Source organism: Advenella mandrilli, assembly GCF_016595155.1.
Lineage (GTDB): Bacteria > Pseudomonadota > Gammaproteobacteria > Burkholderiales > Burkholderiaceae_B > Advenella > Advenella mandrilli.
The window spans coordinates 56,998-74,008 of record NZ_JAENGP010000013.1; the positions used below are offsets into that span (position 1 = coordinate 56,998).

The 17,011-nt window shown below is 51.0% G+C and carries 19 protein-coding genes and 1 pseudogene; 5 read left to right on the forward strand and 15 right to left on the reverse strand.

What is annotated here, in order from left to right; genetic code table 11:
- Positions 1–30: 30 nt before the first annotated feature.
- The 4 genes from JHL22_RS11740 to JHL22_RS11755 form a co-directional block, all read right to left on the reverse strand.
- Positions 31–522, reverse strand: a complete 492-nt coding sequence (locus JHL22_RS11740; protein ID WP_200237627.1) for a peroxiredoxin family protein — start codon at positions 520–522, stop codon at positions 31–33.
- The gene (locus JHL22_RS11745) at positions 522–1,226 is read right to left on the reverse strand and encodes a BON domain-containing protein (RefSeq protein WP_200237630.1); all 705 of its coding nucleotides are present in this window, start codon (positions 1,224–1,226) and stop codon (positions 522–524) included. The genes JHL22_RS11740 and JHL22_RS11745 overlap by 1 nt, the downstream gene beginning before the upstream one ends.
- Positions 1,223–1,816, reverse strand: coding sequence for a phosphoheptose isomerase (locus JHL22_RS11750; RefSeq protein ID WP_200237632.1), 594 nt, complete (start codon positions 1,814–1,816; stop codon positions 1,223–1,225). Before JHL22_RS11750 ends, JHL22_RS11745 begins: the two co-directional genes overlap by 4 nt.
- A 120-nt stretch (positions 1,817–1,936) precedes the next feature.
- Positions 1,937–2,410 (reverse strand): YraN family protein, encoded by a 474-nt coding sequence (locus JHL22_RS11755; RefSeq protein WP_200237635.1) that lies wholly within the window; start codon positions 2,408–2,410, stop codon positions 1,937–1,939.
- Positions 2,411–2,508: 98 nt separating this feature from the next.
- Here JHL22_RS11755 and rsmI point away from each other — a divergent pair, with 98 nt between their 5' ends.
- Positions 2,509–3,429, forward strand: a complete 921-nt coding sequence (gene rsmI, locus JHL22_RS11760) for a 16S rRNA (cytidine(1402)-2'-O)-methyltransferase (protein WP_200237638.1) — start codon at positions 2,509–2,511, stop codon at positions 3,427–3,429.
- Here the strand turns inward: rsmI and JHL22_RS11765 are convergent.
- From JHL22_RS11765 to JHL22_RS11810, 10 genes are all read right to left on the reverse strand, one after another.
- Positions 3,426–4,151 (reverse strand): septal ring lytic transglycosylase RlpA family protein, encoded by a 726-nt coding sequence (locus JHL22_RS11765; RefSeq protein WP_200237642.1) that lies wholly within the window; start codon positions 4,149–4,151, stop codon positions 3,426–3,428. The two genes, rsmI and JHL22_RS11765, sit on opposite strands and share 4 nt — an antisense overlap.
- Complete coding sequence (gene rapZ / locus JHL22_RS11770) at positions 4,148–5,023, reverse strand: RNase adapter RapZ (RefSeq protein ID WP_200237645.1); 876 nt, start codon at positions 5,021–5,023, stop codon at positions 4,148–4,150. The genes JHL22_RS11765 and rapZ overlap by 4 nt, the downstream gene beginning before the upstream one ends.
- Positions 5,024–5,134: 111 nt before the next feature.
- A complete protein-coding gene (gene hprK / locus JHL22_RS11775) occupies positions 5,135–6,064 on the reverse strand; it encodes an HPr(Ser) kinase/phosphatase (protein ID WP_200237648.1) in 930 nt (309 codons plus the stop codon).
- 8 nt (positions 6,065–6,072) lie between these two features.
- On the reverse strand, positions 6,073–6,525 hold the full coding sequence (gene ptsN / locus JHL22_RS11780) for a PTS IIA-like nitrogen regulatory protein PtsN (RefSeq protein WP_200237650.1): 453 nt from the start codon (positions 6,523–6,525) through the stop codon (positions 6,073–6,075).
- Positions 6,526–6,639: 114 nt separating this feature from the next.
- Complete coding sequence (gene hpf / locus JHL22_RS11785; RefSeq protein WP_200237654.1) at positions 6,640–6,960, reverse strand: ribosome hibernation-promoting factor, HPF/YfiA family; 321 nt, start codon at positions 6,958–6,960, stop codon at positions 6,640–6,642.
- Between the two features lie 160 nt (positions 6,961–7,120).
- Positions 7,121–7,912: an LPS export ABC transporter ATP-binding protein gene (lptB, locus tag JHL22_RS11790; RefSeq protein WP_200237657.1), complete on the reverse strand. Its 792-nt coding sequence runs from the start codon at positions 7,910–7,912 to the stop codon at positions 7,121–7,123.
- 14 nt (positions 7,913–7,926) lie between these two features.
- Positions 7,927–8,532: a lipopolysaccharide transport periplasmic protein LptA gene (gene lptA, locus JHL22_RS11795; protein WP_200237661.1), complete on the reverse strand. Its 606-nt coding sequence runs from the start codon at positions 8,530–8,532 to the stop codon at positions 7,927–7,929.
- Entirely contained in the window at positions 8,529–9,158 is a 630-nt protein-coding gene (gene lptC / locus JHL22_RS11800; protein ID WP_200237664.1) for an LPS export ABC transporter periplasmic protein LptC, read from the reverse strand. Before lptC ends, lptA begins: the two co-directional genes overlap by 4 nt.
- A gap of 2 nt (positions 9,159–9,160) precedes the next feature.
- Complete coding sequence (locus JHL22_RS11805; protein WP_200237666.1) at positions 9,161–9,760, reverse strand: KdsC family phosphatase; 600 nt, start codon at positions 9,758–9,760, stop codon at positions 9,161–9,163.
- Between the two features lie 6 nt (positions 9,761–9,766).
- Complete coding sequence (locus JHL22_RS11810) at positions 9,767–10,756, reverse strand: KpsF/GutQ family sugar-phosphate isomerase (protein ID WP_200237668.1); 990 nt, start codon at positions 10,754–10,756, stop codon at positions 9,767–9,769.
- A gap of 144 nt (positions 10,757–10,900) precedes the next feature.
- Between JHL22_RS11810 and purT the strand changes: the two genes are divergently transcribed.
- Both purT and JHL22_RS11820 read left to right on the forward strand, forming a co-directional pair.
- Positions 10,901–12,124 carry a formate-dependent phosphoribosylglycinamide formyltransferase gene (gene purT, locus JHL22_RS11815; RefSeq protein WP_200237671.1) on the forward strand — a complete coding sequence of 408 codons (1,224 nt, stop codon included), beginning with the start codon at positions 10,901–10,903 and terminating at the stop codon, positions 12,122–12,124.
- Between the two features lie 64 nt (positions 12,125–12,188).
- Positions 12,189–12,725 (forward strand): adenine phosphoribosyltransferase, encoded by a 537-nt coding sequence (locus JHL22_RS11820; RefSeq protein WP_200237673.1) that lies wholly within the window; start codon positions 12,189–12,191, stop codon positions 12,723–12,725.
- Between the two features lie 59 nt (positions 12,726–12,784).
- Here the strand turns inward: JHL22_RS11820 and ilvA are convergent, their stop codons facing one another.
- The gene (gene ilvA, locus JHL22_RS11825) at positions 12,785–14,293 is read right to left on the reverse strand and encodes a threonine ammonia-lyase, biosynthetic (RefSeq protein ID WP_200237851.1); all 1,509 of its coding nucleotides are present in this window, start codon (positions 14,291–14,293) and stop codon (positions 12,785–12,787) included.
- 113 nt (positions 14,294–14,406) lie between these two features.
- On the opposite strand from ilvA, the gene JHL22_RS11830 reads away from it, so the two are divergent.
- Both JHL22_RS11830 and JHL22_RS16210 read left to right on the forward strand, forming a co-directional pair.
- On the forward strand, positions 14,407–14,958 hold the full coding sequence (locus JHL22_RS11830) for a YqaA family protein (RefSeq protein WP_200237676.1): 552 nt from the start codon (positions 14,407–14,409) through the stop codon (positions 14,956–14,958).
- 95 nt (positions 14,959–15,053) lie between these two features.
- Positions 15,054–16,962 (forward strand): annotated as a pseudogene (locus tag JHL22_RS16210) (DUF3683 domain-containing protein); the annotation flags it as partial.
- Positions 16,963–17,011 lie beyond the last annotated feature (49 nt).

The window sequence follows — 17,011 nt, forward strand, 5'->3', positions numbered from 1 at the left end:
TGGTCACAAATTAAAAAAAGTTAAACGGAATCAGGCTTTGGCAAGCGTATCCTGCAAGGTTTTTTCAAAGATGGCTTTATCATAGTTGCCAATAAAGCGTTTAACAATATTGCCTTGCCGGTCTAGCAGGAATGCGACGGGCGTAAATTTAATATCGTCAAAGGCTTTGGCTACGCTGCCATCTTTGTCAAGTGTAACCGTAAACGGCAGATTGTTGTCACGGGCGTAGTTTTTAACGAAAGGCTCGGGGTCGTAGGCCATGGCAACGGCGATGGTGTCGTAGCCCTGGTCTTTGTATTGCTTGTAATAGGCAATGGTGTCGGGCATTTGCTGAATGCAGGTAACACAATTGGTTGCCCAGAACTTAACCAATACGACCTTGCCTTGCAGGTCACTGGTCTGGAACTGCTTGCCCTCGAGACTGGTAAAAGTAACATTGGGGGCGGCTTCGGTTGAGCTTAGGGTAAACCAGACGCCTACGCCAGCCATGGCAATAACAAGGGAAATAATAAATTTTTTCATCAGTTCAATGGATAGGTTTGAGTCGAGGAAGGATTAACTTCTGTGCCAGGGACTGTCATGCTGCCGCTTGATGAGGTAACAGATGAATTGCTGGCGGTACCTGACCCTGAAACCAGGTCAAACACCTTGACAACCCTGTTAACACCGCTGACACCCGCCGCCGCGGAGGCAGCACGGTCTCCTTCAATGGGAGAAACCTGACCCATCAGGTAGACAACACCCCGGCTGGTAGTGATATCAATGGTACTTGATGGGACATTTTTGGTGGTGAGAAGTTCCGTTCTGACCTTGGAGGTTATCCAGCTGTCATTGGCACGGGTGCTGAAGGCGGCTGGTGGCGCAACCACCACTTCATTGAGCACGGTTTTAACATCGGGAACACCTTTGGCAATAGCTGCGGCCTGTTCTTTAGCGGCGATGGTGGTGGCTTCGCCGGTTAACAGTACCCGCTGGTTGTAGGCCATGGCATTGATGCGAACCGTGTCTTTGAGTGCTTCACCAATACGACTTTCGGTACGTATACCAATGTTTTTGTCGGTCAATTGCATGCCTGAAGTACGACGGTCGGTAGCAACCACGGCTGTGGTGGTTGCCGCACCGCCTACCAGCAAGGGGACGCATGCGGATAGCAGGGTGCTGGATCCCAGGACAAGAGCAAGTAAAGCGGTAGGGCGAATAATGCGTGCTGCACGCTTTAATTTCATGAAATATCTCCTAATAAGAATGCATCAATACCATCACACAGCACGTGTAGCAACAAGCCATGTACTTCCTGTATGCGCATGGTGCGATCGTGGGGGACACAAAGATGAACATCGAAATCGGTAAGCATGTTGGCAATGGCGCCGCCATTTTTACCGGTTAAGGCGATGACTGCCATGTTCCGTTCGTGTGCGGCCTGGATCGCCTTAATGACATTGCTTGAGTTGCCGCTGGTGGACATGGCAACCAGAACATCACCGGGTTGCCCCAGTGCCTGTACCTGGCGCTCGAAAATGACATCAAAGCCATAATCATTGCCCACAGCAGTCAGGATAGAGGTGTCTGTATTCAGGGAGATGCCGGCAAACGGAATGCGGTCGCGCTCGAACCGTCCGACCAATTCGGCAATAAAGTGCTGGGCATCAGCGGCGGAGCCGCCGTTGCCGCATGCCAGTACCTTGGCATTGTTGCTGATTGCCTGGACTAATATATCAATACTTTGCGCAATCGGTGATAGGAGTGTGGACGCGCTGTTTTCCATGGTCTGGATGGCGTCTTGAAAGTGTAAATTGATTCTGGTAGAAATATCCATGATCCTGATTATCGCACGAGTGCTCAAAAATACCTGTGATTAATGCATTAAAACGTCAGTGGCAATGCAGCTGTTTGGCTGCGGTGTTCTGTGATTTTATCAGGTTGAGCGCGTTGTGGTTCAAAATGCATGCCTGATCCATTCTATCTGTTCATGATCCATGCAAACAGCATCAAACCGGCATAAGGGGGGGGTGCCCCCGAAGTATCTGTGGCTGAGCAACGGGAGATAGAACGCGGCACTGGCTCGTAACCGTCTTTGTTTGGCGGGGGTAATGCTGGCGGCAGCACCCCCGAACCCCTTGCTATTGCGTAACCTGATCTCTATAAATACCAGCACCTGGCCATCCATCATGACGGCATCAATTTCTCCAAACCGGCAAGCCAGGTTTTGTTCCAGCATTTTCAGACCCTGTTTTTCAAGATATTCAATGGCTTGTTGCTCTGCTTGCAGGCCCGTGGTTTGTCTGGCCGACAATTTATGCTCGTAAAAAGGTTTGCGGGTGGCTAGTTTGCCTTGTGGACGGGCTTTTGCCCGCTTTTGCTGGGCAGCCAGAGCAAGTTCAAAAATGGTATTGTCATGTGAATGGGTCATTTTTTATGGGAAGTGTTTTTTTTTGCTGTCATAGGAAGTGATCAGCGATAATGTCGGCTGGGATTACATGGCAGTTATTTTTACAGAAAGAGAGCACTATGGCGATAGAAGAGGGACCTTTTTATGCAGTATGGAAAAAGGTAATGGCAGATCTGGAACAGCAAAGCTGGCCGCAAGCTTGCCTGTATGTGGTGGCAACCCCCATTGGCAATCTGGCCGACATCAGTCCCCGGGCGGTTTTTGCCCTGAATCATGCTGATGTGATTGCCGCTGAAGATACCCGTTTATCCCGTGTCCTGCTTAATGCATGGGGAATCAATACGCCCCTGATGGCTGCGCATCGCCATAATGAAGCCCGGGCGGCACAGGAAATTATTCGCCTCCTGCAAGAAGGCAAGCGTGTGGCTCTGGTATCGGATGCCGGTGCGCCGGCCGTCAGTGATCCGGGCGGGCGTATCGTTCGTGAAGTCAGACAGCAAGGTTTGTTGGTCAGACCCATTCCGGGGGCATCTGCGGTCATTGCCGCGCTGATGGGCAGTGGGGTCAGCAGTGATGAAAATCCCACGTTCGCTTTTGCCGGATTTGTTCCGCAGAAATCGGCGGCCAGGCAGCAATGGCTGCGTAAATGGGCGGCGCTGGATGCGCCGGTGGTTATGTTTGAATCACCGCACCGTATTCTGGCTTTTTGTCGTGATTTGCTACTGGTGTGCGGTGCCGAGCGCCAGTTAACCGTAGCTCGCGAATTAACCAAGCGCTTCGAGCAGATAGTCTGCCTGCCGATTGGCGAACTTGAAGACTGGTTTGCACAAGACGCCCATCGTCAGTTGGGTGAGTTCGTGCTGATCCTTGATGCGGCACCTAAGACGGATGACGATGAACGGATGCTGAAGGCAACCGAACTCTTGAAGGTATTGCTTGAAACGGTTTCGGTGAAAGATAGCGTAAAAATTGCCACCCAGTTAACCGGACTGGCGCGTGATGTTGTGTATTCACGCGCCCTTGAATTGAAAGATGCTTAAAGCATGGTTTTGCCGGCTTTTCTGCCTTTGGCGTTGTTCTTGATAAGCTCAACCTTGACTTTATCGCTGCCTTTATTCACGATACCCAGTTTTTTTGCTGCACCAAAAGACAGGTCAATAATGCGATTGCCATGGAAAGGGCCGCGATCATTGATCCTGACCATAATGCTTTTACCGGTAGAGACCCGGGTAACCTTGACCACACTGTTCAAGGGTAATTCTTTATGAGCGGCGGTCATTAAGTTCTGGTTGAATTTTTCGCCATTGGCCGTGCGTTTGCCATGAAAGCCGGGGCCGTACCATGAGGCATTGCCAACCTCGGAAAAATCGGTAATATTATTGGCAAATGGTACATAACGTTTGCCTTTGACGGTATAGGCACGGGCATGGCTGCGGTGTGACGGCTGGGCCTTGAAGCGGGGGCCAGGTGCTGGCGTGGTTTCCTCTGGCTGGCTTTCTGTGACTGCATCAGTTTCTGCAGTATCCAGGCTGCGCAGGTTTTCACCATAAGCCCTGTCATAGCTGCTTTCCGGAAAAATGCCATTGGCCGTAATTCTGAAACTGCCGGCTTTTAGTTCTTTGACAGGGGCAGGTTGCGTAATTTCTTTGGCTTCAATGACATCTGTCGGATGTTCTTTTTCACTGGTACTGGCATGGGTGCTATATGATAAAAATGTCACACATAAGGCCAGGAAAAGGGGTTGATGCTTTAGAGTCTTCATGTAAGGTTCTTTGGTACTTGTGAACGATGTCGAACGCGTATGGGTCGATGTGAACTAAAGCGCTTGGCCAGTTCTTCTGCTACGTATACAGATCGATGCTGTCCGCCAGTACAACCTATGGCGACGGTAAGGTAGCTACGCGTATCCTGCATGTAAGACGGCAACCATTTCTGGATGTATGCAGTGATATCGTTAATGATTTCAGACACGCTATCAAATTGCGATAGCCATGTTGCTACGGGCTCATCGCGACCGGTAAGGGGACGTAAGTCCTTGTCGTAATGAGGATTAGGCAAGAATCTTACATCAAAAACCAGGTCCGCGTCACTAGGAACTCCCTTTTTAAATGCAAAAGATTCAAAAGTTAGTAACACATTGTTGTTATCAGGAATCACCAAATCCTTGATCCAGGCCCTTAATTGGATCGGGGTCAGGTCGGTCGTGTCAATGACATGTTCGTGCTCCCGCAGGGGGGCCAGCAGTTCGCGTTCATGGGAAATGCATTCACCCAGTGAAGGGGTAAAACCGTTCTTGACCTGCAGCCGATAGGACAGAGGATGCCGGCGACGGGATTCGGAATAGCGTTGTTTTAATGTCCGGTCATCGGCTTCAAGAAAAATAACCTGCAGAGGCGTGCCCATGGTGCGTATCGCGCTAATGACATCGGGCAAGTTGGCCAGTTCTCCGGGAGACCGTACGTCAATGGCAACAGCTACTTTTTCAAAACCGTCTTCGCGTGCGCTGGCAATAAAGTCATGCAGGAATTTAACGGGAAGGTTGTCAATGCAGGTATAGCCCTGGTCTTCAAGCTGGCGGATGGCCACTGATTTACCCGAGCCGGAAATACCGGTAATAATTACGACATGAAACATGTTTTTTGTATGAAATCAATTAGTTGAACTTCATACAGGATAAACAATATTTATTACATTAACAATAAGGATTGAAAAATGTATGAATTGTTAACATTTGCCGGTGTTTTGTTACTCTAGATTGCTGTTTGCCATAATGGCTTGTGCCTGCCTTTCCATGAACTCACCCAGGGTATCTATGCCCCTTAGCTTGAGAATGGTATTGCGGGCAGCTGCCTCGACCAGGACTGCCAGGTTTCGGCCTGCGGCCACTTGCAGCATGACCCGGCGAATGGGCAGGCCCAGTAGTTCCTGGGTTTGGTCCTGGATGGGCAGGCGTTCAAATTTTTCACTGTTGGCACGCACCAGGTGCACGATCAGTTTGAGCCGCATTTTACGCCGTACCGCTGTTTCACCAAAAATGGTACGGATATCCAGCAGACCCAGCCCCCTGACTTCAAGCAAGTTGCGTAGCAGATCGGGGCATTGCCCTTCTATCATGGTTGGATTGGTGCGAGAGAACTCGACCGCATCATCTGCGACCAGGCCATGACCACGGGAAATGAGTTCAAGGGCCAGTTCGCTTTTGCCCAGGCCGGATTCTCCGGTAATCAGGACGCCCATTCCCAGGACATCCATGAAAACCCCGTGAATGGTGGTGGTAGGCGCAAAGCGCTTGCCAAGATAAATGCGCAGGACATCGATAAGATGGGCGGCATCATGCTGGCTGGACAGTAAGGGGATCTGATTGCGCGAACAAAAGGAAGTCAGCTCAATGGGCGTGTCAAGACCCTCGGCAATAATGACAGCGGGAACGCCGCCTTCGGCCAGTTCAATCAGGACTTTTTCCCGAGCGGTATCTTTGAGTTTTTTATAGAAAACTAGTTCTTCCTTGCCAAAAACCTGTATTCGAGAAGGATGGACAACATTAAGGTGACCAAGCAGATCGGCGGCGGCGGTGTTGGACTCGGGTAATTGCCGGTTACCGGCATCCATGCCCGCAATCCAGGTCAGGCCCAGTGCTTCAATGTTCTCATCGACAAGTTCTTGGATACTTAACATGGCCATATTCAGGTGGATTGAGTGAGAAGGTCGTAAATTTTGGCAGGATCATTCTCGGAGAGCAGCTGATGGCGAATGCTATCGTTGGACAGGACACGGGCGACTTCCGCCAGAATTTCCAGGTGTTGCTGGGTGGCGCTTTCAGGCACCAGCAGAATAATCAGCAATTGTACATTCTGCCCGTCGGGGGAATCGAAAGGAATGGGGTTTGCCAGGCGCATGAATGCAGCAGTTGCCTGCTTCAGTTTTGAAATGCGTCCGTGCGGGACGGCAACACCGTGCCCAAGTGCGGTAGACCCCAATCTTTCTCTTGAAAACAGGCTGTCGAAGACAACCGAGCGTGCAATACCCTGATTGTTTTCAAACAACAGGGCGGCTTGTTCAAATGCCCGCTTTTTACTGGTTGCGCTTACATCAAGAAGCGTGTTTTCGGGAGTTAAAATTTGCGTTAATTGATTCATACATCGGATTATATGATTTTCTTGCAGAAAGTAGCAATTTCTTTAATATGTTTTGTGCACTAAAAACCCAGCCTGGTGGCTGGGTGGCTGCAAGATATTGATATTGCATTGAATTTATGCGATAGTCATGCGTTTTGTTGAGTCATTCGAATGATCTTGCAGTTTGGATTTGTGCTTGATGACAAGCCTGTCCGCTTTATCGCTCAGAAGATCAATGGCTGCATAAAGGTTTTCTTCTTCGGCTGAGCAATGAATATCTTTGCCAGGAACACGCATGGTAATTTCAGCGATATGTTTAAGAGGCTCAAGAGACAAGATTACCTGGGCATCAATAACTTGGTCAAAATGCTTGAGGACACGCCCAATTTTACTTTCGACATATTCCTTGATGGCAGGGGTAATTTCTAAATGACGGCCGCTGATACTTATATTCATATAATTGCTCCATTGAGTAATTTAAACCGCATTGTGCATGCGCAGAAAAACTTAAGGTGTTTGAATTTTTAGAAGACTCATCTCGCTTTTAAGTTAGTCATAACTCTAGTTTATAGATTATTTTTTTTAAAGCAAGTGCCTTAAATCAAACATTTCCCATTTACATTTTGAAGTGCTCGCCCAGATAAACCTTGCGGACTTCCGGATCTTGGATAATGGTTGCGGGAGCGCCATCGGTAAGTACCTTGCCTTCGCTGATAATATAGGCACGATCACAGATGCCCAGCGTTTCACGTACGTTGTGATCGGTAATCAGGACGCCGATATTGCGGTTTTTCAGAAAGCGGATGATGCGCTGGATTTCAATGACCGCGATGGGATCCACACCGGCAAAAGGCTCATCAAGCAAAATAAAGCGCGGATGGGTGGCCAGGGCCCGGGCAATTTCCACCCGACGGCGCTCACCTCCCGAGAGGGAAAGGGCGGCATTATCACGGATATGGGTAATTTGCAATTCAAGCAGCAGGTTTTCCAGCTGTTCTTTAACCTGTGTCCGGTTTAGTGGTTTACCGGTTTTCTGGTCATATTGCAACTCAAGTACGGCCTTGATGTTTTCCTCTACCGTAAGCCGACGGAAAACCGACGCATCCTGGGGTAAATAAGACAGCCCGATCCTGGCCCGTTGATGGATAGGCAGGCCGGTAATGTTTTTTCCGTCAATTTCGATACGTCCGAAGTCGGCGGGTACCAGGCCGACAATCATGTAGAAACTGGTGGTTTTGCCTGCGCCGTTTGGACCCAGTAAACCCACCACCTCTCCACTTGATACCGACAGGGAAACATCGTGGACGACGGTTCTGCCATTGTAGGTTTTACGCAGGCCAGTTGCCTGGAGCAGGCCTTTGGAGCCGGGAGAAAGGGTATTCAGACTGGAGCTGGCGGACGTGTTCATGCAGAAAAAATAATTTAGTTAAGTGTGCTGGGCATGGGTTTGTTATTGTATTGCTTTCGGCAGGCCTCGGTTGCCTCATCGGCGGCCGATTGAGGCTTCACAACAGAACGAACCCTGCCGGGCTCGGTGGCTTGCGGGCCACCCTGTGCGGCATAGGTGTTGTTCTTATTGTTATAAATAACCACCTCACCCCTGACCGTGTCAAGTAATTTGCCGCATATGTAACGGTTGACAATGGCATGACCGATCATTTTGACCGTGTCATCCTTGCCGTTATATTCGGCACGGTCACCTTCCGAGCGGATGGTTTCATAGGTTTCCGGACGCTCTTCGAAGATACGTACTTTGCCACTGTTGACGGTGGCCGTACCATGCTGAAAGCCCTGGGCATCCTCCTGGATTTTCAGGGTATCTGAAGTCAGCCTCATTTGGCCTCTGGTAAGAATGACATTGCCATTGAAAATGCTGGTTTTGGTTTTGTCATCGTAACTCAGGGTGTCGGACAGGACCAGGGTTTCCGGTTCGGCTTGTGCGTTGGCGGCAGGCGTGGTGGTTTGTGCCAGTACTGGCGCATTTAAAATCAGCAAGGGGAAGATCAGTTTTATCAATGACGCTTTCATGGCCGGGTATTCTCTTCAGGGGCTTGGTCGGTATTTGACGATTCGGAAGGCAAGTCTTTATTCGAGATAGTAACATCTGTATTGGCATAAACCTTCAGTTCGCGGGTTTGGTTATTGTAGGTCATTCCCTTGCCGTTCATGCGGGAATTTCCCTGTATGACGGTCGCAGGCTTGTCGGTCTCAATAATATCTTTCTCGGGGTAGATAATCAGCTCACTGCTGGTGATGTCCAGCGCTGACGTATCTTCAGAGGGAAAACGGTGCAAATGGGCATTGCCCCGCATCAGGATGGTTTTATCGTTATTGAACATGGTGGCCAGGTCTGCCCGCCCGGTTGTAATGGCGGAACCCGGGCGCTGTCCGGTGGAAATGGCGTTGACAATTTCATACGAGTCATTATGGGGGAAATGTTGCATGGAGTCCCCTTCGAGACGGTTTTTGGGAACACCATCTGGGTCTGAGCTGAGCATGATGAAATGGTCTGACCAGGCATCGGGTTCATGCGAGATGCGGGCAGGCTGATCCAGTGGGATGGATCGCTGTGCATAATCGGCCGCCCACCAGGTCATCATTACCAGGCAGAGCAGCATGAACAGGGCAATAAAGGCTGGCAGGCGTTCTTTCATGTTTATTGAATAACGGGTCCGGTCAGGCGGGTTGAGTGGAAATACTGGCTTAACGCACCCTGTGAGGCCAGGATCATATCGCAGCACTCTCGGACGGCGCCGGATCCTCCAGGTAATGAAGTGACCCACTGGGCTGCCTGGGTAATATACGAGGGGGCGTTGGGGACACTGATGGACAAGCCGGATTTATGCATGGCCGGCAAATCTATAATGTCATCCCCCATAAAGGCCATTTGCTCCAGTCCAATGCCATGACGGTCGGCCAGTTCATCTAACATCTGGCTTTTGTCCCGGATATTCTGGTACAGCTCACCAATACCCAGTTCTGCCGCGCGACGGGGTACAACCGGGCCTTCGCGGCCGGTAACCAGGGCAACAATCACCCCGCTTTGTTGCAGCATTTTCAGGCCATGGCCATCAAGAGCATGAAAGCGTTTGAATACTTCGCCGCTTTCTCCGTACCACAGGCTGCCATCGGTCAGCACGCCGTCAACATCGAAGGCGACCAGTTTGATGGTGGCCGCAATGTCCCGAATATGGGCGGGCACTTTGGAAAGCACCAGGGATTCGGCAGGATGGGGAATAGATAAAGTGGATTTCATAAGTCTTCAGATAACCTTTGCAACCATCAGGTCGTGCATGTGCATGGCACCCACCAGGGTACCTTGTTTGTTAACAACCAGCATATGGCTGAGTTTGTTTTTTTCCATCAATGATGCCGCATCAACGGCAAGTTCATCGGGCGTAATGCATTTTGGATGGGAGGACATGACCTCATGCATGGTGAAATGGCGGATATCGCCATGGCGGACAATGAGACGACGCAGGTCGCCATCGGTGAATATGCCGACGGGCTCATGTTTGTCATTGATGACCGCAGTCATGCCCATGCGTTTGAGTGACATTTCTTTCAGGGCCTGGGGCAAGGGGATGTCTGGGTGAACCAGAGGCAGATCATCCCCCTGGCGCATGACATCCCTGACATAGGTAAGCAAGCGGCGTCCCAGGGCACCCCCCGGGTGGGAGCGGGCAAAATCGGATTCGCCAAAATCGCGGACCTCCAGGCAGGTAACTGCCAGGGCGTCTCCCAGGGCCAGTGCAACCGTCGTGCTGGTGGTGGGGGCGAGATTCAGGGGGCAAGCCTCTTTTTTGATGCTGGCATCCAGAAACACATCACATAGTTTGGCCAGGTCAGAATGAGGATGGCCACAAATGGCGATCACCTTGGTGCCTAACCTGCGTATGACAGGCAGGACGGTTGACAATTCGTTGGAGTTGCCGGAATAGGAAATGGCAATCACAATATCCTTGCCAGTGACCATGCCCAGGTCGCCATGGACGGCTTCTCCGGAGTGAACAAAAAAACTGGGTGACCCGGTAGAGGCCAGCGTGGCAGAAATCTTGCGACCAATGTGCCCGGATTTACCCAACCCCATCACAACCACCCGCCCCTGGCAATCAAGGAGCAGGGCAATCGCTTTGCTGAAGTTCTCGTCAAGACGATCGTGCAGATCCATGAGGGCCTGTGCTTCGGCCTGAATGGTCCGGCGTCCTGAATGTAGGGCCTTTTCGGAAGAGTATTCAATTTTCTGTATCATCTCGTGATTTTAATCATATCGGGAATACTAAAACATGGATTTGCCAATTTCACTGAAAAAACCGTATTCCATGCGGGCATGGCCCTATAATGTGGTGAAAATCAGCGACTTATATATCAATTTTTTGGAAAAGTGTAGTAGATTATGGAAGACTCGTCAGGTCCCCTGTTGGGGACACCCTTGTCAGGCGCTGCCCCCAAGGTCATGTTATTGGGTTCCGGAGAACTGGGCAAGGAAGTGACCATTGCCTTGCAACGGTTTGGTGTGGAAGTGATCGCGGTTGACCGCTATGAAAACGCGCCGGCGCAACAGGTAGCCCATCGCTCGCATGTGGTGTCCATGACTGACAAAGAAGCGTTAAGGCGTATTACCCTGGCAGAAAAGCCAGATGTGATTGTTCCCGAAATTGAGGCGATTGCCACCGATCTGCTGGTTGAACTGGAAGATGCCGGTGTGGCAAGGGTGATACCCACCGCGCGGGCAGCCCAGCTGACCATGAACCGTGAAGGTATCCGCAGGCTGGCCGCTGAAACCCTTGGACTGCCCGTATCTCCCTATCAGTTTGTCGACTCCCTTGAAGCACTTGGGCAAGCCATCAATAATGGCATTGCCTACCCCTGTGTGATCAAGCCAGTCATGTCTTCGTCCGGCAAGGGGCAGTCAGTCCTGAAATCTGCCGATGATCTGGAAAAAGCCTGGCTGTATGCCCAGGAAGGAGGTCGCACGGGCAAGGGTAGGGTAATTGTTGAAGGGTTCATTAATTTTGATTATGAGATAACCCTGTTAACGGTTCGTTACCGTGATCCCCACAGCGGCCAAATCCAGACCGCTTTTTGTGAGCCGATTGGCCATCATCAGCTTGATGGTGATTATATTGAAAGCTGGCAGCCACACCCCATGAATCCGCTGGCCCTGGAAAAAGCCCGGGAAATTGCCAAAACCGTGACTGATAGCCTGGGTGGTTTGGGCGTGTTTGGCGTGGAACTGTTTGTGGCCGGTGATCAGGTCTGGTTTTCTGAAGTCAGTCCGCGGCCTCATGATACCGGCATGGTGACCATGATCAGCCAGGAACAAAGCGAGTTTGAATTGCATGCCCGTGCCTTGCTGGGCTTGCCCGTTAATACGCGCTTGCGTCAACCGGGGGCGAGTAGTGTGATTTACGGTGGCGTTCAGGCCAAGGCCGTAAAAATTGCCAATGTGGCGCAGGCACTGGCCGAAGAAGGAACCGATATCCGCTTGTTTGGCAAACCCGAGTCCTTTGTGAAACGACGCATGGGCGTGGCCCTGGCATCGGGGCAAGACGTTCAACAGGCACTGGAAAAAGCCAAACGTGTTTCCTCGACAGTGACGATTTCAGCGGCAAGCTAAGGTCTGGCGCAATAGCTGTGTTTGCTCTTTTTTCGTTATTTTCATCCATTTACCTTAAGAGGCCATGATGACCGATCCCCATGAACTTGTTCGTAATGCGATACGAAGTGTGCCTGACTGGCCCAAGGAAGGCGTTACATTTCGGGATATTACGCCCGTGCTTCAGGATCCGCGAAGCTTTCGTGCCTTGATTGATATTTTTGTTTACCGTTACATGCGCCAACGCATGGATCTGGTGGCCGGGGTGGATGCCCGTGGATTCATTATTGGTAGCGTGCTGGCTTACGAACTGAACCTGGGCTTTGTACCCGTGCGTAAAAGTGGCAAATTACCCTTTAATACCGTTGCCGAAGAATACAAGCTGGAATATGGCAATGCCAGTGTCGAGATGCACACTGATGCCGTATTGCCTGGCCAGCGGGTATTGCTGGTGGATGACCTGATTGCCACCGGTGGTACCATGGTGGCGGCCAGTCGTTTGTTGCAGCGTCTGGGGGCTAACGTGGTCGAGGCCGCTGCCATTATCGATTTGCCTGATTTGGGCGGCTCCCGGCAGATACGGGAAAGTGGTCTGTCGGTTTTTACGGTTTGTAAATTCTGAAAAAAGAACAAAAAACGGAGCAACTTCAAGTGCTCCGTTTTTTTGCTTGCCGACACTGCTTATAAAAACAGTTTGTAGGCAGGGTTGTCGGTTTCCTTGATGAATGGGTAACCAATGGTAGAGAGGAATTCCCGGAAGGCTTTTTTGTCTGCCGGTGGCACCTGGATACCGACCAGTACACGGCCATAATCGGCCCCTAGATTACGGTAATGGAACAGGCTGATATTCCATTCCGGACTCATGGTGTTAAGAAATGTCATTAAGGCACCCGGGCGCTCGGGGAACTCAAAGCGGTATAGCACTTCATTTTCCGCCAGGGACGAATGTCCGCCCACCATGTAGCGCAGGTGTGACTTGGCCAGATCATCAGCGGTCAGGTCCAGGACATCAAATTTTTTGCGGCGTAGGCGGTCAGCCACTTTTTCAGCTTCTTCCAGCGAATTGATCTGAATGCCAACAAATACGTGGGCCTTCTTGGAGTCTGAGATCCGGTAATTGAATTCGGTCACGTTGCGAGCGCCCAGCGCGGTGCATAATTGCTTGAAACTGCCCTTGGCCTCGGGCATGGTGACGGCAAAAATGGCTTCTTTGGCTTCACCAACATCGGCACGATCAGCGACGAAACGCAGGCGGTCGAAGTTCATGTTGGCACCGGAGGTAATAACGGCAACGGTTTTGTTTTTCCATTTGTTTTCGGCAATATAACGTTTGGCGCCAGCCAGGGCCAGTGCGCCAGCCGGTTCAAGTACGCTGCGGGTGTCCTGGAAAACATCTTTAAGGGCGGCGCAAATGGCATCGGTATCAACGGTGATGAAATCATCAACATATTCCTTGACCAGCCGGAATGTTTCGATACCAACCTGTTTAACCGCTGTACCATCGGAAAATAGCCCAACATCGGCCAGGGAAACGCGTCGGCCGGCCCGGACGCTACGAATCATGGCGTCGGAATCTTCGGTTTGGACACCGATAATTTTTATTTCGGGGCGTAACTGCTTGATATAGGCGGCAATACCGGCAATCAGGCCGCCACCGCCAATGCCCACAAAGATGGCATCCAGTGAGTTGGGTTGCTGGTGCAGGATTTCCATGGCAATGGTGCCTTGGCCTGCAATCACAAACGGGTCATCAAATGGATGAACGAAAGTGAGATTTTGTTCTTTTTGAAGGATGAGTGCGTGTTCATACGCATCCGAAAAGCTGTCACCGTGTAACACGACTTCTCCACCTAAGCGCTTAACCGCTTCAATCTTGACTTTAGGGGTAGAGGTGGGCATGGCAATGACCGCGCGACAACCCAGTTTTTTGGCAGAAAGAGCAACGCCTTGGGCGTGGTTGCCGGCCGATGCACAAATCACGCCATGAGCGCGCGCATCGGCAGACAAATTGGCCATTTTGTTGTAGGCTCCCCGGATCTTGAAGCTGAAAACGGATTGAGTATCCTCACGTTTAAGCAAAATTGTATTCTGGATACGGGCAGAAAGCAGTTTTGCAGGTTCCAGTGGGGTCTCGGTGGCGACATCATACACTTTTGATGTCAAAATTCGTTTTAAATAATCTGTGGACATGTTGGGGGAGATAAGAATCAAACAATATCTTACAGATTAACATAGCACCTTCAGGTTTGCCCAGACTTGTTTTGAGACAGGTTCCTAAAATTTTTACACAGGTAACAGGTAGTATGGAAAATGAAATGATGGGAGCCGTGCAATGGCTGCTGCTTACATTGGCTTTGCCTGCAGTGGGATTGCCGGCTATTTTTATTATTGCCCTGGTGTCGGCCACCTTGTTGCCCCTGGGCTCTGAACCCGCGGTATTCGCTTATCTCAAGTTGTCGCCCGATATGTTCTGGGCTGCTATCCTGGTTGCAACGGTTGGTAATACGATTGGTGGTGTGGTGTCCTACTATATGGGGTATTGGGCCAAAAAAGGGGTGGATCACTGGAAAAAAACTCACCAGCATGCCGATGGACAGAATGCGGCAGCCAGAGCTCAGCAAAGGCGTCGCAAGCAACAGAAACTGGGTGGCACCCATTTCAGGAAACTGGCGGTGTATGTAAGAAAAATGGGTCCCTGGGCCTTGTTGTTTTCCTGGTTGCCCATTGTGGGTGACCCGTTATGCAGTGTGGCGGGCTGGATGAAACTGCGCCTGTTGCCCTGTATTTTTTATATGGCCATTGGCAAATTTGCCCGATATCTCATCATGACGGCAGTTTTATTACGTCTGTTTTAGGATAAAGCCGGATTACGGTCATCAATGACGGGTTCTCCGCGTAAAATAGGCGTTATCCTCAGATAAATTTCAAATTCATCCAGCCATTTATTAGTATGAACGCACCTATTAATACCCAAATTTTGTCAGAAGCAGAGCAAACCGGCCCTGTCCGGCGTTTGCGTGAGATTCCTTATAATTACACCTCCTTTTCAGACAAGGAAGTGGTTGCCCGTTTGTTGGGCGGTGATGCCTGGGACCTGTTGTCCGATCTCAGGGGCGTTCGTAAAACGGGTCGCTCTGCCCGCATGCTGTACGAAGTCTTGGGTGATGTCTGGGTCGTTAGACGCAACCCTTACCTCCAGGATGACCTGTTATCCAATCCCAAACGGCGTGGCCTGCTGATAGAAGCGCTTAACCACCGCCTGAACGAAATAAACCGTCGCCGGGAACCTTTAAACAAAGAAAGTGATAGCAAGGTACAGGAGCTTCTCAGACGTGCCCACAAGGCGGTCATCGAATTTGAAGCCGAGTTTGAGTATACCGAAACCCTGCGTGCCGAAGTGATGCAGGAAATGGGGCGTATCACCCACAAGGACAATATCAAGTTTGACGGTTTGTCACGGGTTTCCCATGTTACCGATGCCACCGACTGGCGCGTAGAATATCCCTTTGTTGTCCTGACCCCCGATTCCGAACTGGAAATGGCCGCCCTGGTGCGTGCCTGTTTCGAACTGAAACTAACCATCATCCCACGAGGGGGTGGTACGGGTTATACCGGTGGTGCTATTCCCCTGTCATGGCGGTCGGCTGTCATCAACACCGAAAAACTCGACGCCCTGTCGGCCGTAGAATCCACGGTCTTGCCCGGGTTGCAAGAACCTGTCGCCACGATTCTGTCGGGTGCCGGTGTGGTTACCAAACGGGTGGCCGAGGCGGCGGAAGCGGCCGGCTTTGTATTTGCGGTAGATCCAACCTCTGCCGAGGCCTCCTGTATTGGCGGCAACGTGGCCGTGAATGCCGGTGGCAAAAAAGCGGTATTGTGGGGAACCGCCCTGGACAACCTGGCCTGGTGGCGCATGGTTGACCCTGATGGCCATTGGCTTGAAGTGACCCGTCTTGAACACAATATGGGCAAAATCCATGATGCCGCGCAAGTCCGTTTTGAAGTGAAATGGTTTGATGGCCGTTATGCACCGGGTAAAAAAGAACTGCGGACAAAAATTATCGATATCGAAGGCAGTGCTTTCCGTAAGGTGGGTCTGGGTAAAGACGTTACCGACAAATTTCTGGCCGGTTTGCCTGGTGTCCAGAAAGAGGGCTGTGATGGCCTGATCACCTCGGCACGCTGGGTGTTGCATCGCATGCCCAAGCATACCCGCACGGTCTGTCTTGAGTTTTTCGGGCAGGCCCGCGAGGCGGTGCCCTCAATTGTTGAAATCAAGGACTACCTGGATACCGAAGGCCGTCAAACCGGCGCCATTCTTGCGGGCCTTGAACACCTGGACGAGCGTTATTTGCGGGCCGTGGGTTATGCCACCAAAAGCAAGCGTGATGCCTTTCCCAAGATGGTCCTGATTGGCGACATTGTGGGTGATGACGAAAATGCGGTTGCCGCAGCCACCAGCCAGGTGGTGCGCCTGGCCAATGGCCGCAGCGGAGAGGGTTTCGTGGCCGTCAGTGCCGAAGCACGCAAGAAATTCTGGGCTGACCGTTCCCGCACAGCCGCGATCGCACGTCATACCAATGCGTTTAAAATTAACGAAGACGTTGTGATTCCCCTTGATCGCATGGGTGAATACACCGAAAAAATTGAACGCATCAATATAGAATTATCCACCCGCAACAAACTCAAGCTGGTTGAAGCGCTTGAGGCTTTTCTTGAAACAGAATTGCCGGTGTACAAGCCGGAGGATTTTCTTGATGAGGAATTGACCCGTGCAGAAGTGATTGGCAGCCGCATTGAAGAGGCCCGTGATGTGCTGGGCTTGACGGCTTCCCGTTGGTCCTGGTTGCTGAACAATATGAATGACTCCCTGGCGGGCAGCCTTGATAAACTGTCCCTGCTGGGCAT